The sequence below is a fragment of the Bradyrhizobium sp. CER78 genome (assembly GCF_029846235.1).
Taxonomy (GTDB): domain Bacteria; phylum Pseudomonadota; class Alphaproteobacteria; order Rhizobiales; family Xanthobacteraceae; genus Bradyrhizobium.
Map to the genome: position 1 here is coordinate 1 of NZ_JARVWP010000016.1, position 15,017 is coordinate 15,017.

A 15,017-nucleotide genomic window follows, 5' to 3' on the forward strand; every position below is an offset into this window, starting at 1 on the left:
AATGGAAGGCGCCGGGCCATCACCGCCGCGACAGCGGCGCGGGCGGGGGCGGGGCGGTGGCGCCGGCGGCGAGCGAGCGCTGCACCATCACGGTGTCGGACCAACGGCCGTAGCGGTAGGCGACGCCGGGCAAATGGCCGACGCGAACGAAGCCGAAGCGGTCGTGCAGCGCGAGCGATGCGGCGTTGTCGCTGTCGATGTAGCCGATCATTTGGCGGAAGCCGGCCGCGGCGCAGGTGTCGACCAGCTCCTGCAGCAGCTTGCCGCCGACGCCCTTGCCGGTGAAGCGGTGGTGAATATAGATCGAGTGCTTCACCGTGTAGCGGTACGCCGGGCGCTTGCGGAACTGGACCACATAGGCGTAGCCGACCACCTCGCCGTCGCACACCGCGACCAGATGCGGCAGGCGGGTGCTGCGCAGGTTCTTGCGGCGGTCGCGCAGATCGTCGGGCTCCGGCGTGCCGCTATCGTCGACGCTCTCCTCGATGCCGTGGCGGATGTGGTGGCGGTAGATCGACAGCATCGCATCGACATCGCTGTCACGGGACGGACGGACGGTGATCTTCTGATCATTCTCCATTGCGTGTAGACCGTTGCCTTATTCGGAGACCACGTAGGTGTAGAAGCGGACGCGGCCGGATTCGTCAATCTCCTTGTAGATGCCCTGCACCTCGACCTCGAAGCCCGGGAACGCGTTGAAGCTCGCCTCGAACATCTTGAGGTAGTCGATCATCGGCTTGCTGCGTTCCGACAGCCGCTCGCCGGGCACGATGGTTGCGATGCCGGGCGGATAGACCACGAACGGCGTCGCAGCGACACGGCCGAAGATCTGGTCGATCGGCAGATAATCGACGTCGTTGCGGATCAGGTATTGCGCGGCCTGGCGCGGCGACATCGCGATCTCGGGCAGATGTTCGGGGAGGAATTGCCTGGCCTGCAGCGTGCTGACGCCGCCGTCGCGGAAGAAGCGATGCATGTCGCCGCAGAGGTCGCGCAGCCGCACCCCGCTGTAGCGTTGCGGGCGGCGGCGGAAGAATTCGGGGATGACGTCCTCGATCAGCGCGTTGTCGTCGTGCAGCTTCTTGAAGGCGACGAGCCCGGAGACCAGCGTGCCGGCCTTGCTGGCCTCGACGCCGGGCGTCAGCAGGAAGAGCAGGGAGTTGAGGTCGTTCTTCTCGGCGACGATCTGGTTCTCGCGCAGATATTGCGCCACGACCGGCGCGGGGATGCCGTGATCGGCATAGGCGCCGGTGGCGTGATCGAAGCCCGGCGTCAGCAAGGTGAGCTTGTTCGGGTCGGTCATGGCGAAGCCTTCCGTCAGCTCGGGGAAGCCATGCCAGGTTTGGCCCGGGCTGAGCTGCCAGTAGGACGGATTGGTCGCCAGTTGATCGGTCGAGATCGTCTCCCAGGCGACGTTGTGCACGCCGTTCTCGCGCGCGACGTCCGGGATCATGACGCGGTCCGGTACGAACGGCTCGAAGAACCAGCGCCGCTCGGGACGCGTTTCCTTCTCCTCGAACTCGCGCCTCACCGCGCGGATCTTCTTGCGCAGCTCGATGCCGAGCCGGATCGTGTCGTCCCACAGCACTTCGCCGGAGCGGCCCTTCATCATCTGCGCGCCGACGTCGAGCGAGGCGAAGATCGGATAGAACGGCGAGGTCGAGGCGTGCTGCATGAAGCTTTCGTTGAAGCGGCGGTGCTCGACCCGGCGCTTCTGGCCCTTGATGTGGCGGTCGCGGATATGGATCTGCGAGGCCTGCGAGAAACTCGCCAGCTGCTTGTGGGTCGATTGGGTGGCGATGATGCCGGGCGCCTCGGGGCCGAGATTGGCTAGCCCCATCGCGAAGCGGCCGGCATAGATCGGGTGGAATTTCATGAAGCCGGCCCAGGCCTCGTCGAACAGGATGTAGTCGCAGAGATGGCCGATCCGCTTCAGGATCATCTCGGCCGAGTGGATGGTGCCGTCATAGGTGCACTGCTCGACCACGGCGACGCGGAACGGGCGCTCCTTCTTCCAGGCGTTCTCGTCCTTGACTAGCGGATGCTTGCGGATGTGGTCGCGCAGCGTGCCCTCGTCGAGCAGGTCCCAGCGCATCGGGCCGATCAGGCCCCAGGCGTTGCGCACCGTCGGCACATAGACCGGGATGCCGCCGCCGATCAAAAGCGCGCCGTGATGCGCGGCCTTGTGGTTGTTGCGGTCGAACAGCACGAGGTCGCCGTCGGTCACCAGCGAGCCGAGCGCGACCTTGTTCGAGGTCGAGGTGCCGTTGAGCACGAAATAGGTCTTCTCGGCGCCGAAGATCCGAGCGGCCTCCTTCTGCGCCTTCAGCGCCGGCCCCTCATGGGTGAGGAGGTCGCCGAGGTCGAGCACGGAATTGTCGAGGTCGTCGCGGAACACGGCTTCGCCGAGATGTTCGACGAACACCCGGCCGATCGGGCTGCGGCTGTAGAACACGCCGCCATTGTGGCCCGGGCAGGTCCAGAGCTGGTTGCCTTCCTCGGCATAGTCGACCAGCGCCCCGAAGAACGGGGTCTTCAGGTTCTCGGCGTACTGCTTGAGCCTGGAGATCAGGTTCTTGGCGATGAAGGGCGGGGTTTCCTCGGACAAGAAGACGTAGCCGTCGATGAAGTCGAGCACCTCGACCGGGAGGTCCTCGAAGCGCTTGCGGCGGATCAGGAGGATGATCGGGAAGTCGAGACCGCGCCGGCGCATCAAATTGATCAGCGCCGCGGTCTTGCCTTCGAGTCCCTTCTTGCCCCAGTCGACCACCATGCAGCCGATCGCCGCATCGGTCTGCACCGCGATCTCGGCATCTTCCAGCTTGCGGGCGCGGACCACCTCGAAGCCGGAGCGCTCGATTTCGGTGATGATCTGGTTGAACCGGATGCCTTCGAGGTCGTCGGCCTCGAAAACCGGCGCGGCGAACAGGAAGTTGAAGCGTTTGAAATAGTCCATGCGTGTCCCCGAACTGTGCTGGCGCTGACGTGTCGGCACTATTCATGACAAACAGATGACAATGGGGATGGCAGACTATCAAATGCGAATGGAGGGGTCGCCTTTCAGCGCTCGGCGTAGCCTCTCGCATATTCCAGCTGCACGGCGACGAAGTCCGCTGTGCCCGAGCCATAGCGTGCCTCGATCCCGGCAAGCGCCTGGTCGAGCGCCTGTGCGGGCGGTGTCGTGCCGACCGCCGGCAGCAGGCGGTCGGCGGGCCAGCTGGCCGCCACGATTTGCGGATAGATGCGCAGGCCATTGCGGGTCGTCACGGGATCGGCGGTCGCGGCGAATGTCGCGGCATGCGAACGATAGGTGCGCGACCAGCTGTCCGCCACCAGCGCCAGCGAGACCTCATCGGCACCGGGGACGAGTGCAAGGCCGAACTGCTCCCGGTTCCAGAATGCCAGCGTGTTCCGGATCGCGGTCAGTGCGAAGGGGCGGGTGAACTTGAAGGCGCTGCTGTCATGCCGCGCATCCCAATCGGGCAGGCCGATCTCGCGGGCGACGGCCTCCGCCCTGGCGCGGCCGGCGATCGCCTCGATCAAGGTAAGCGACATCGGCATCGACGCCGAGATGCCGGTCGTCGTCGCGACGCCGCGGTCGACCACGATGCGGCGGTCGGCGACGTAGCGGATCGCGGGATGATTGTCGCGCCAGTCCTTCAGGTAGAACCAATGCGTCGTCGCGCGCCGTCCGTCGAGCAGGCCGGTCGCGGCGACGACCTTGCCGCCAGCGCAGATGCCGACGATCACGGCGCCTTGCTCCGCCTGCCGCCGGATCCATTGCATGACGGCCGGATCGTCGTCGCGGCTCATCGCCGGCACGATGACGTAGTCGGCGCCATCGGGGTGCGCAGCATCGAATGCGGCAATCGTGGCATCAGGCTCGACCTTCAGCACCGGGAACAGCGTGACCGGACCTGGCCCGGTCGCAAGCGTGACGACATCGGCGATATCGGCACGCTTGAGGATGCCGTAGGGCATCAGATAGTCGGTGGTCTCGGTCATGTCGTTGATGCCGATGATCGCGATCAACGGGCGGGCGCGCTTCGGCGGCTTCAGCGCAGCGAGCGTTGCATCATGCTCTTGCTGTGCGATCGGTGGCGGAACCCGGAACGCCGATGCCGCGGGCAGGATGAGGAGCCAGATGCCGCCGATGATTGGAGTCAGCGCGGCGACGGCGATGCCGCTCCACGCGAGAAGCCGCCAGGTCATGATGATCGATCTCGTATCCGCTTGCGTCGCACGGCGCGGAAGCTAGTCGGCGCGCATGCCGATCGGAATGGCGAAATTCCCGCAAAAACGGACACGCGGACAGCGCGCCTCAGGCGCGCTGTCCGGATGAGCGCCAGCGACATTCGGGGCCGATGTGTCCCCGCATGTTGCTCATGCGCGCTACGAGCTCGCTCAATAGACGAGACTTGTCCCCGGCGGTTTCTCGAGCGCGGCGGCCAGCGAGCGATATTCGTCGCAATCGGTGCCGCAGATCTCGGCGATCCGGCTCAGATGATACTCCGCAGCCTCGCGGTTGCCCTGTTCGATCTGCCACAAGCCGTAATAGTTCCACGTCAGCACGTGGTTCGGGTCGGCCTTCAGCGCGCGCTCGTACCAGACCTGCGACTGCTTGTAGTCGCCGAGCTTGCGATAGGAGTAGCCGATCAGATTGGCGACGTTCGGATGATCGTCGTTGCCGAGCGCGTGCAGCTGATCGATCGCGGCCGCGTAATCGTTACGCTCGTAGATCGTCGCATAAGCCGCGCGATAACCTTCGCGGAATGCCGGATCCTCGAAGCTCGACTGCTTGGCGGGCTTCTTCTTCTGTGTGGCCCTCCTGTCTTTCAGCTGAGGATAGGACGGTGCGGGGGTGCTGTAGTGCGACCCGTAGAAGTCTCCGTCATTTACGTCACCACCACCACCGCCGCCACCGCCACCACCACCACCACCACCGCCACCACCGCCACCACCGCCACCTCCCGCCGCAATGACGCTCTGTGGCGGGAACAGGATGAGCGGCGCTGCCAGGAGTGCCACATACGTTGCGAGCTTCATCGGTGACCGGATCATGCAAACCTCCCGATTCGAACAGGCCAGTCGTTGGCCTGAATCAACAACTCCGCGTGACGCGTGGCATTCCCCATTCTCCAAGAAAAATATTGCGGGAAAGAATCTGGCAATCGCGCTGCCCTTCTGGCGCGAGCGGCGCCGCGTGTCGCACACACGGTGGTGCGGTCCTGGCGTGGGCAGTCAGAATCTAACATCCGTGTTAGTTGCGGGGCGTGATGGTTTGCTCTTGCCCGGTGAGGCCGCGGATTACGCCGTCGGCGACGGCGCATGATATTCGGTTGCGACGGTTTCGTCGGTCGAACCGGCGCCCAGCGAGGTGAGCAGCAGGGTGAGGACAACTGTCAGACCGAGGTTGACGATCACCGCGTAAAGCGCCGCATAGCCTGGGAAGGTGAAGGTGCCGATCGCAAGCGCATAGGTCGGGGCAAGATTCGCGGCGATGAACATCGCGGTGCCGGTGGCGATTCCGGCGGCCCAACCGATCAGCAATGCCCAATCATTGAACCAGCGCGTATACACGCCCAGCAGCACCGAGGGCAGTGTCTGGATGATCCAGATGCCACCGAGGAGCTGCAGGTAAATCGCAAACTTGGACGGCAGGAAGAGGATAAAGACCAGCGCGCCAAACTTGACAATCAGCGATACCAACTTTGCGATCTGCGCTTCTTGCCTGTCGGTCGGCTGTCGATTGATGAACTCGCGATGAATGTTGCGGGTGTAGAGGTTGGCCGCGGCAATCGACATGATGGCCGCCGGGACGAGTGCTCCGATCCCGACGGCCGCGAATGCGATCCCCACGAACCAAGAGGGGAAGCTATGGAGGAACAGTGCCGGCACTGCAAAGTTGTTGCCGAACTGCCTGAAGCCGGCCGCATATTCGGGAAGTTCGCTGACGCCTGCGGCGATCGCGAAGAAGCCGATGAGCGCGAGCAGACCGAGCATGAACGAATAGCCCGGCAGCAGTGCGGCGTTGCGACGGATGGCTTGACCGCTGCTTGCGGCGAAGATCCCGGTGATGGAGTGCGGATAGAGGAAGAGCGCAAACGCCGATCCCAGCGCCAGTGTCGCGTAAGCCCCATATGCGCCGGTCGTGTTGGCGCCGGGAGGAGCCAGCAGCAGTTTCGAGGCCGGTACGGCCGCAAAGATCTTCTCAAAGCCGCCCAGCTGTATCGGCACGACGACGACCGCGGCGAATGCGGTCACATAGATGAGGATGTCCTTGACAATGGCGATCGAGGCGGGGGCTCGTAGCCCGCTCGAATAGGTGAAGGCCGCGAGGATGATGAAAGCGATGACGAGCGGCAGGTCGCCGGCGTAACCCTCTCCGGAAATGCCCAAGCCTCCGATCACGACCTGCAGCCCGACAAGTTGCAACGCGATGTATGGCATCGTCGCCACGATGCCAGTCACTGCGACTGCCAGCGCGAGCCAGCGGTTGCCGAAGCGCCCGCGCACGAAGTCGGCGGCGGTGATGTAGTTGTGCTTGTGACAGACGTACCACAGCCGCGGAAAAGCCAGGAAGAGAATGGGGTAGGCGACAATCGTGTAGGGGACGGCGAAAAACGCGATTGCGCCGGCCCCGAAGGCGAGTGCCGGAACGGCAACGAACGTGTAAGCCGTGTAGAGGTCGCCGCCGATCAGGAACCAGGTGACGACGGTGCCGAAACGACGTCCTCCGAGCCCCCATTCATGCAAGAGATCGAGGTCTCCCTGGCGCCAGCGGGCCGCGGCAAAGCCCAACCAGGTGATGAAGGCAAACAGCACCACGAAAATGATGAAGGCGGTCCAGTTCACGTCCTGCACGGCACCCTCCCGGTTAGCCCTCCTCGTTACCTCGTCGCTTTCTCCTCATCTCGGCAGTCCGGCCCGACGTTGTTTCGGTGCGCAGCACGATGAGATTGCGTTGAATCGTCCTAGCGCTGTAGCTCCTTGTTTGAGCGTGATCTCCGCGCAAATGCGTTCCGCGTTCGTCGCGAGGGAAAACGCTTCATGTTTTTCCGGATCATGCTCTAGTCCTCGGTTGCAACGTAGACAATCGCAGTCAGGACGGCTCCGATGATGATCCAAAGAAGTTGGTACCAGTAGAAGAATGGCATGCCGATCCAGGATGGCTCGATCCTGTTGTAGAATGGCGGCCAGAGCACTGCGATGAATTGAATGAGAAGGAGCAGATACCACCAGCTCCATTCTGTACGTCTGATATGTTGATTCACGTTTCCTCCTCGGAGGAAGCCAGGCTCCTGCTGATGTTGCGCTCGCCAGCGCGATCGCTGCGTGGTTCGAAAACTCGCTCGCGGCTCGGCGATCCATCACCAATGTCGTGCCTGATCCCGCGAGCGACGGGGCTCGTCCAAATTTGATGGCGAGCCGATCAACTCTCTTGCAGCATCAACGAGCTGAAAAGCGATCCACGGCAACGCGCCGCGGCCATCCAGTATATGACTTTCGCGGAACTTTGGTTCCCAATCCCTGTCATTCCGCTAGTCAGAACCGGGCTATAGGTTTGTTCGCAAGTGCAGCATCGTCCCGGCATTGTCGTGGACGGCGCGTCGCCGCACTCTTATGGGGTACCGGTTGACGGCACCCTCGGAGGAGAACGGAAACGCGGGCACGTCCATCAAACCCTCAATGTCGATCCGGATGCGCGGCGACGAGGACGATCGATGATGAAAACGGGTCTCTCCGATATCGACCGAACCGGCTGAGCCTGCCTGCACAATTCATGACATTGATGGCCTTGACGGCCTCAAGGCGCCACAGGCACCAGACCGTAGCGCAGCATGGTCTCCTTCATCTTCGCGGGATCGGGCGCGCCGCCGCTCAGCAGCGCTGCCATCTCCTTGAAGTATTGCGGGCCGAGTGCACCGGGGCTCAAGATGCAGAGACAGCTCGCGGGACCGTTCGAGCGGTTGGTGAAGCCGTGCACGATGCCGCGCTTGATGAACACCGTGTCGCCGGCGCCGAGGTCGATGTCCCTGCCGTCGACCCGCCAGGCCGAAACGCCCGACAGCCCGTAGATCGTCTCGTCCCAGCTCTCGTGATAATGCGGGATCGGCATCCGCGCGTTCGGCTGCAACGTCATCTCGAACAGGTCGATGCTACCGCCGGTGATCTCCTTGCTCTGCAGGAATTTCAATTGCAGGGCGCCAAGATTGATCAGTTCAGGCATGATGGTCTCGTGCATGGCTGTGTGCAGGATATGCGGCGCGCGACGTGACGCCGGTGGGTAACTCTACTTGGACTCAAGGTGCCACGCACCGTCCCAATCGGCTGCCGGCGGATTCTGCCGGAAACTCACGACCCGCGCCTTCAGCGCGGTCGATGGTCCATCGTTCGGCACAGCCGCGAGCGCAGCGGCAAAGGCCAGTTCGGCGTCGTCCCAGCGGCGCTCGCGATAGGCGGCGAGGCCGTCCGCGTAGTGCTGCCGCAGTTCGGTCTGCGCCGGCGACAACTCGTCCTTCTTGCCGATGATCTCGAACACGGCGACCGGCTGGGTCTGGCCGACCACGACCAGACAATCGATCTCGCGCAGCTCGATGGTGGTGGCGCAGGCCGCGGCGGTCGCCTCCGAGATCAGGCTGCGGCTGCCGTAGAACTTGTTGGCGCCTTCCAGCCGCGAGGCGAGGTTCACGGTGTCGCCGAGCACGGTGTAGCTCATCATGAATTCGGAGCCGATGCTGCCGACCAGCGCCTCGCCTGTGGCGATGCCGATCCTGATGTCGCAGTCGGCCGGGATCGCGCGCACGCCGAGCAGCTCGGGCAGATCCTTGCGCAGCTGATTGACCTGGCCGACCATGTCGATGGCGGCAAGTGCGGCGAGGTGGGTCTGCTCGGCTTCCTCGACGAAGGGCGCGCCCCAATAGGCCATGATGGCGTCGCCGATATATTTGTCGATGATGCCGCGATGCGCGTGGACCGGCGCCGACATCGTCGACAGATAGAGGTTCATGATCTTGACGAGGCCGCGCGGCGTCACGCCTTCGCTCAGGCTGGTGAAGCCCTTCATGTCGCAGAACATCACCGTCATGATGCGGCGCTGGCCTTCGGTGGCGGCGATCGCCGGCTGCTCGAGCAGGCCCTCGGCGATCCGCGGATTGATGTAGCGGCCGAATGTTTCACGGATGCGCTGGTTGTGGCGCAGCGTCTCGATCATGCGGTTGAAGGCCGCCGACAGCTGGCCGATCTCGTCCTGGGTCGTGATGGCGATGGTACCGTCGAGACGGCCGGCCTCGACCTCGCGGGTGCCCTCGAGCAGGCGCATCACCGGGCGGGTGATGCCGCTGCCGACCAGCATCGCGAACACGAAGCCGAGGATCGCGGCAATCGCAGTCACCACGCCCGAGATGATGATCGCGCGCTGTTGCGCGCCCATCACCTTCGCAGCGGCCGAGGCGACCTGCGCCAGCATGTCGGCTCGGATACCTTCGATTCGGTTGTTGAAGTCGTCGCGCAACGCGTCGGCGCGGAGTGTGGTCTGCCGGGCGGCCGCAAAGTCCTTCGCGTCGAGCTGCTCGAGCAGGGTCTTGTTCTCTGCGTTCAGGCGCATCAGGAGATCGTTGACGGCATTGTCGATGCGGTCGTCGAGACGTCCGAGCGCGGCATTGTCGGAGGGGGTCGAGCGATCGGCGATGATCGCGTCGATCAGCACGCGCGCGGCATCGGCCTCGCGCTTGAGCAGGGGCTCGATTTCGTCGAAGCTCTTGCGCGCCGTCGCATAGCCGCTGTCTTCGCCCGGCCCCTGCATCTTCGCCATCATCATCCGCCGCATCGCCAGCGAACGCTCGAGCGCGCGGATGTTGACGCGGGCGAGATGGCCGTAGGCGGGGATGTAGCGGTTGGTGAGCTCGTCCAGGAGATGGCCGACCTGGCCCGCCATCACCATGGACAGCAGCGAGGTGATCACCGCGAGGACGATCAGTCCCGCGGCAATGCCGACGATCTTCTGCCTGATCGAATTTCGAAACATGCCGAGCCCCGCCGCAGCTGCAACAAGCGGGTCACCCCCGCCGTGGCGGCGCACCAGCTAATAGAGTTCCACGGCCCGCGGTGCAAGCGACCGGTTCCTGCCATCCCGTGGTCAGGCGAGCAGGGGCGGCTAGCGGATGCCTTCGTAGACCATCAGGCCGCGCGCGATCGCGAGCTTGCGCAAGGTGCGCGGCACGAACCGCTCCTGGGGATGCAGGTAACGCCACGAGGTCAGGGCCAGGCCGTGCAGCCGGGTGACGTCGTCCTCGAACGGGGCGAGCAGGCCGGTCAGGCTCGCAGGCATATGGACGCGGGCGGTGAAGGGCAGCAGCAGCAATTCGAGATGCGCCTTGGACCCGGTTTCGGTCGTCGCGGTGATGCCGGCGATGGCCGGCAGGGTCTCTTCGACGACGCAGGTGATGATGTCTTCGATCTCGCCGCGGCTCTCGCCGGTGAACAGGGCGGAAAAGCTGCGGTTCTTGAGGTCGCAGCCGAGCAGGGCGGAGGTCCGGGTGCCGGCGACGCGGAAGGGAAAGCGGGTCTCGCCGTCATAGGACAGTACGAAGATGTCGGAGAGCAGCTCGCGCACCGCGGACGGCTCGAACTCACTCCGGTCGGGTGCACGCGCGGTGCCGCGCTTCGCATTCCAATAGGCGAAGAATTCGCGGCTGGAGCTGTGTTTCATCTAAAGAACCTTGCCCGGCGCCCTGGCTCGGCGGGACACATCTGTCCCGGTTTTGCTCAAGGCGCCTTCCCTTCTCTGTTGTGCAGGGAAGGCTGTGCAGCGTCCATGCCGCGGCCGCGGTTTGGGCGGCTTATCGGCAGCTTTGTGTTGTTAACGTAAATTTAACTATGTCCTTGGCGTCCCAGGAACTCCAACGTAGGGTCCGCGCGTTCTCGTTCGCCGGCTGCCCCAAGCGCCGGCGCGGTTGGTACACAGGTGGCGTCAAACAGTTTGGTCATCGTGCGGGGAGGGGTGGGGATGTTCTCCCTGATCCTCCAGGGGCGCGAGAAGACCAGCCGATAAGGGAGGGTGTTCTCAGCGCCCTCCCTTTTCTTTTGTCTCGATTCCGGCACCCTGCTGCACCCTGTGTCCGATTTCGGGATTGTGCACTTGCACAGGGGTGTGAAAGCCGCCTATCTCTGATTCACAGCCGCTTTCGAGGTCGCCGACCCCTTGGACTCCCATCCCGAATCCCCGCTCGAGCCGCCGCCGGAGGCGCCGCCGCGCGAGCCGATCCTGACCTTGCCGGCGGCGCTCATCGCCTACATCCTCCTGATCGCGGCGATCCATCTGCGGGTGCTGCTGCCGCCGGAGATGGAGAACTGGACCATCGATGTCTTCGGCTTCATCCCGAAGCGCTACGATACGACGCTGCTCGACATCACCTTCCCGGGCGGCGAGGGCGCCAAGGTCTGGACCTTCGTCACCTATTCGCTGCTCCATGCCAACCTCACCCATATCGGCTTCAACGTGCTGTGGCTGTTGCCGTTCGGCAGCGCGTTGGCGCGGCGCTTCGGCGCAGTGCGCTTCTTCGTCTTCATGGCGGTGACGGCGGCCGCCGGCGCGCTCGCGCATCTGCTGACCCATGAGCATGCGATCGCGCCGATGATCGGCGCCTCGGCGTCGGTTTCGGGGACGATGGCGGCGGCGATCCGCTTCGCCTTCGTGAAGGGCAGCTTCCTGTCGTTCAGCCGCGGCGATGCCGAGGCGGCCGCCAAGGTGTCCGCGCTGTCGCTGTGGCGGGCGCTGCGCGACGGACGGGTGCTCGCGTTCCTGGCGATCTGGTTCGGTGTCAATATCCTGTTCGGCGCCACCTCGCTGTCGCTTGGCGGCGAGGAGGCGAGCGTCGCCTGGCAGGCACATATCGGCGGCTTCCTCGCCGGGCTGTTGCTGTTCTCGCTGTTCGATCCGATCCCGCGCGCGCGAGACGATGCTGCAGATGCGTCATCGGCGGATCAGTCGAGGCGCGTCTGATCCCCGCTTGCGGCTCGGTTCGAATTCCTCCATCATCTTTGCGACGCAGAAACAAAGCGGGCCGACAAATCGAGCCCAGCTACCGACCGCGCCCCGGAACCGAAATCGGCGCGGAACTGTTGATTGAAGACTCTGGCGAACAGGCGCGGCCCCGCTCAAGCGAGGCGCGGACGGATTCAGGGAGGCCGACAATGACGGTACGTTCCATTCTCGATGCAAAGGGCCATCAGGTGATGAGCGTCGCACCCGGCGCGAAGCTCTCGGCCGCGATTAAGCTGCTTGGCGAGCGCAAGATCGGTGCGGTGCTGGTGATGGAGCAGGGCCGCATCGAGGGCATCCTGTCGGAGCGCGACATCGTGCGCGTGCTCTCGGAGCGCGGCGCGGGCGTGCTGGACGAGCCGGTGAGTACGGTCATGACCAGGAAGGTCGTGAGCTGCCGGGAGTCCGATACTGTCAGCGGCCTGATGGAGATGATGACGACAGGCAAATTCCGCCATCTCCCTGTTGTCGAGGACGGCAAGGTGGTCGGGCTGATCTCGATCGGCGACGTCGTCAAGCGTCGCGTGCAGGAATACGAGCACGAGCAGGAAGCGCTGCGCGACTACATCAAGACCGCCTGAGCGCTATTTTCCGGTCGTGCTCGCGCCGCTCGACGGCGGCACCAGGATATCGATCGCTTCCTCGATCGCGCCGATGGCGCGTTCGGCCGCGCGGATGCCGTGTGCGATCAGGTCGTCGGCGCGGTGGAAGTCGAACCAGCCGATCTGGCCGACCCGCGGCGAGATCAGCATGTCCGGCGGATCGCCGGCGAGGCGCGCACGGGTGATGCGGTCCTGCATGATGTTGAAGGCGTCGACCATGACGCTGGAGATCCCCGGCCGGCTGGCGCTTCCGAAAAATTCCCGCTTCACGGTGCGTTCGGCGGAGAAGAAGCGGCCGAACCGGCGCTTCGGCGGTTCCGGCTCGATCTCCGCCTCGGCGGTCACCGCGACCGTCACCTGGGGTGCAGGTGCCGTGGCGCCGTGGTTATAGATCGTGGTCGAGTGCGCGAACACGTCGCTGGACAGATTCGCCGCAATGACGATCTCGGCGCCGAGGGCGCGGGCGGCCGAAACCGGCACCGGATTGACCAGCGCGCCGTCGACCAGCCAGCGGTCGCCGATCAGCACCGGCGCGAAGATGCCGGGCAGGGCGTAAGAGGCGCGCATGGCGTCGACCACGCGGCCTTGGGTTATCCAGATCTCGTGCCCGGTGCGAACTTCGGTCGCGACGCTGGCGAACTTGACCGCGAGGTCCTCGATGTTGGACTGCCCCAGCGCTGCCTCGATCTCGGCGGCGAGCTTGGTGCCGCCGATCAGGCCCGAGCCGTTGAGGCGGATGTCGAGGTAGCCGAGCACGCTGCGCGGCTGCAGGCTGCGGGCCCATTGCTCCAGCGTGTCGATATGGCCGGCCGCATAGGCGCCGCCGACCACCGAGCCGATCGAGGTGCCGACCACGACGTTGGGGACGATGCCATGGGCGAGCAGGGTCTTGATGATGCCGATATGGGCAAAGCCGCGCGCTGCGCCGCCACCGAGCGCAAGCCCGATCACGGGCCGGCGAACCGTTCCCAGTCCCACCTTGTCGGGGCCGTCGGAGCTCTTGTGGCCGCGGCCCATCCAGCTATCCAACACGACAAATCTCCTGCCAGCGCGAGACTAGGCTGCGCGACACAACTGCGCCAGCGTCGTCCGTCTTCATGGTTATTCCTGCAGGCACGATTCATGCCCCGGGTGGACCGCGGTAGGCAGGGAATGTGACTGGACCGCGACGATAGGGCTAACATCGGCTTGATCGAGCGGTTCCAAATGGGGGGACAGCCCTGCCAGGACTGTGACGAAGCTTCGACGAAGGCTTGAATTTGCCGCGTTTTCGTTGAAAAGCATTGACATGACTACGAGGGGCAACGGCATCGGCGGATGCGGGCGGGGCATGCGGCTCCTTCCGCTATTGACGCTTGCGGCATTTTTGCTCGCCCTGATCCCCGGTTCCGGCTCGGCGCAGTTCTTCAGCGACCGGCCGCCGCCGATCCCGCCGGCCTCGGTGCCGGACGTGCCGTCCAGCCCGGCGCTCAATCTGGCGCCACCGTCCGGATCCGGTTCAGGCCCCGTGCTGCCCGGCCCGCTGAACCAGCCGACCATCGTCCAGCCGTCGATTGCGACCGTGCCTCCGGTCGCGCCGCCGGCCGGCTCGCCGACCGCGGGACAGGCGGTGCTGTCGCTGACGGCGCGGTACGGCAAGGACCTGCCGGTCATCAATGCCGGGCTGGTGTGGCGGGTGTTCGCCGACAAGCCTGACGACAATGGCACCTACAAGCTGATCCGCGAGGAACGCGGGGCGACGCCCAACGTGGTGCTGCCGCCCGGCAACTATGTCGTCCATGTCGCGCTCGGCCTCGTCAGCGCGGTGCGCGCCGTCAGCCTGAAGTCGGAGACCGACCGCGAGTCGTTCGTGCTGCCGGCCGGGGGCCTGCGGATCGAGGGCCGGGTCGGCTCGAGCAAGATCCCGGCCAACCAGATCTCGTTCGCGATCTACAAGGGCAGTCAGTTCGACGGCTCGGACCGCGGACCGCTGGTGCCCAACGTGTCGGCCGGAGACGTCGCGCTGCTGCCGGAGGGCACCTACTACATCGTCTCCAACTATGGTGACGCCAACTCGGTGGTGCGTTCCGACATTCGCGTCGCGGCGGGCAAGCTGACCGACGTCACCGTTACGCATCGCGCAGCCGTCATCACCCTCAAGCTGGTCAGCGAGAAGGGCGGCGAGGCGCTCGCCAACACCGCATGGTCGGTGATCACGCCGGGCGGCGACGTGATCAAGGAATCGATCGGCGCGTTCCCGCGCGTCGTGCTCTCCGAAGGCGAATATCGTGCGATCGCCAAGAACGAGGGCAAGGTGTTCGAGCGTCCCTTCAACGTCGTCAACGGCGTCGACGGCGAAGTCGAGGTCGTGGCGCGCTAACGCCCGACCGACC

13 protein-coding genes are annotated in these 15,017 nt (G+C 64.7%); 3 read left to right on the forward strand and 10 right to left on the reverse strand.

From position 1 onward, the window contains the following. Positions 1-19: 19 nt before the first annotated feature. The 9 genes from QDT69_RS28040 to QDT69_RS28080 form a co-directional block, all read right to left on the reverse strand. A complete protein-coding gene (locus tag QDT69_RS28040) occupies positions 20-580 on the reverse strand; it encodes a GNAT family N-acetyltransferase (RefSeq protein WP_279709699.1) in 561 nt (186 codons plus the stop codon). Between the two features lie 18 nt (positions 581-598). Continuing rightward, positions 599-2,956, reverse strand: a complete 2,358-nt coding sequence (locus QDT69_RS28045) for an Orn/Lys/Arg decarboxylase N-terminal domain-containing protein (RefSeq protein WP_279709700.1) — start codon at positions 2,954-2,956, stop codon at positions 599-601. A gap of 104 nt (positions 2,957-3,060) precedes the next feature. After that, complete coding sequence (locus QDT69_RS28050; protein ID WP_279709701.1) at positions 3,061-4,212, reverse strand: DJ-1/PfpI family protein; 1,152 nt, start codon at positions 4,210-4,212, stop codon at positions 3,061-3,063. Between the two features lie 192 nt (positions 4,213-4,404). Next, positions 4,405-5,061: a tetratricopeptide repeat protein gene (locus QDT69_RS28055; RefSeq protein WP_279709702.1), complete on the reverse strand. Its 657-nt coding sequence runs from the start codon at positions 5,059-5,061 to the stop codon at positions 4,405-4,407. Positions 5,062-5,307: 246 nt separating this feature from the next. Next, a complete protein-coding gene (locus QDT69_RS28060; protein ID WP_279709703.1) occupies positions 5,308-6,864 on the reverse strand; it encodes a sodium:solute symporter in 1,557 nt (518 codons plus the stop codon). A 206-nt stretch (positions 6,865-7,070) separates the two neighbouring features. After that, the gene (locus QDT69_RS28065) at positions 7,071-7,274 is read right to left on the reverse strand and encodes a DUF3311 domain-containing protein (RefSeq protein WP_279709704.1); all 204 of its coding nucleotides are present in this window, start codon (positions 7,272-7,274) and stop codon (positions 7,071-7,073) included. Between the two features lie 533 nt (positions 7,275-7,807). Continuing rightward, positions 7,808-8,230 carry a cupin domain-containing protein gene (locus QDT69_RS28070; RefSeq protein ID WP_279709705.1) on the reverse strand — a complete coding sequence of 141 codons (423 nt, stop codon included), beginning with the start codon at positions 8,228-8,230 and terminating at the stop codon, positions 7,808-7,810. A gap of 63 nt (positions 8,231-8,293) precedes the next feature. Next, positions 8,294-10,027: an adenylate/guanylate cyclase domain-containing protein gene (locus tag QDT69_RS28075; protein WP_279709706.1), complete on the reverse strand. Its 1,734-nt coding sequence runs from the start codon at positions 10,025-10,027 to the stop codon at positions 8,294-8,296. A 129-nt stretch (positions 10,028-10,156) separates the two neighbouring features. Continuing rightward, positions 10,157-10,711 carry a PAS domain-containing protein gene (locus QDT69_RS28080; protein WP_279709707.1) on the reverse strand — a complete coding sequence of 185 codons (555 nt, stop codon included), beginning with the start codon at positions 10,709-10,711 and terminating at the stop codon, positions 10,157-10,159. A 492-nt stretch (positions 10,712-11,203) separates the two neighbouring features. On the opposite strand from QDT69_RS28080, the gene QDT69_RS28085 reads away from it, so the two are divergent. After that, positions 11,204-12,004 (forward strand): rhomboid family intramembrane serine protease, encoded by an 801-nt coding sequence (locus tag QDT69_RS28085; RefSeq protein WP_279709708.1) that lies wholly within the window; start codon positions 11,204-11,206, stop codon positions 12,002-12,004. 191 nt (positions 12,005-12,195) lie between these two features. Then, positions 12,196-12,624, forward strand: a complete 429-nt coding sequence (locus QDT69_RS28090) for a CBS domain-containing protein (RefSeq protein ID WP_279709710.1) — start codon at positions 12,196-12,198, stop codon at positions 12,622-12,624. A 3-nt stretch (positions 12,625-12,627) separates the two neighbouring features. Here QDT69_RS28090 and QDT69_RS28095 read toward each other — a convergent pair whose 3' ends face one another. Further along, a complete protein-coding gene (locus QDT69_RS28095) occupies positions 12,628-13,662 on the reverse strand; it encodes a patatin-like phospholipase family protein (protein WP_279709874.1) in 1,035 nt (344 codons plus the stop codon). Positions 13,663-13,933: 271 nt separating this feature from the next. On the opposite strand from QDT69_RS28095, the gene QDT69_RS28100 reads away from it, so the two are divergent. Next, positions 13,934-15,004, forward strand: a complete 1,071-nt coding sequence (locus tag QDT69_RS28100) for a hypothetical protein (RefSeq protein ID WP_279709711.1) — start codon at positions 13,934-13,936, stop codon at positions 15,002-15,004. Positions 15,005-15,017 lie beyond the last annotated feature (13 nt).

What these genes read in the sequence shown, in the direction of transcription:
- QDT69_RS28040 (WP_279709699.1), bottom strand. Translation starts at nt 580, where the DNA reads ATGGAGAATGATCAGAAGATCACCGTCCGTCCGTCCCGTGACAGCGAT.
- QDT69_RS28045 (WP_279709700.1), bottom strand. Translation starts at nt 2,956, where the DNA reads ATGGACTATTTCAAACGCTTCAACTTCCTGTTCGCCGCGCCGGTTTTC.
- QDT69_RS28050 (WP_279709701.1), bottom strand. Translation starts at nt 4,212, where the DNA reads ATGACCTGGCGGCTTCTCGCGTGGAGCGGCATCGCCGTCGCCGCGCTG.
- QDT69_RS28055 (WP_279709702.1), bottom strand. Translation starts at nt 5,061, where the DNA reads ATGATCCGGTCACCGATGAAGCTCGCAACGTATGTGGCACTCCTGGCA.
- QDT69_RS28070 (WP_279709705.1), bottom strand. Translation starts at nt 8,230, where the DNA reads ATGCCTGAACTGATCAATCTTGGCGCCCTGCAATTGAAATTCCTGCAG.
- QDT69_RS28075 (WP_279709706.1), bottom strand. Translation starts at nt 10,027, where the DNA reads ATGTTTCGAAATTCGATCAGGCAGAAGATCGTCGGCATTGCCGCGGGA.
- QDT69_RS28080 (WP_279709707.1), bottom strand. Translation starts at nt 10,711, where the DNA reads ATGAAACACAGCTCCAGCCGCGAATTCTTCGCCTATTGGAATGCGAAG.
- QDT69_RS28090 (WP_279709710.1), top strand. Translation starts at nt 12,196, where the DNA reads ATGACGGTACGTTCCATTCTCGATGCAAAGGGCCATCAGGTGATGAGC.
- QDT69_RS28095 (WP_279709874.1), bottom strand. Translation starts at nt 13,662, where the DNA reads ATGGGCCGCGGCCACAAGAGCTCCGACGGCCCCGACAAGGTGGGACTG.
- QDT69_RS28100 (WP_279709711.1), top strand. Translation starts at nt 13,934, where the DNA reads ATGACTACGAGGGGCAACGGCATCGGCGGATGCGGGCGGGGCATGCGG.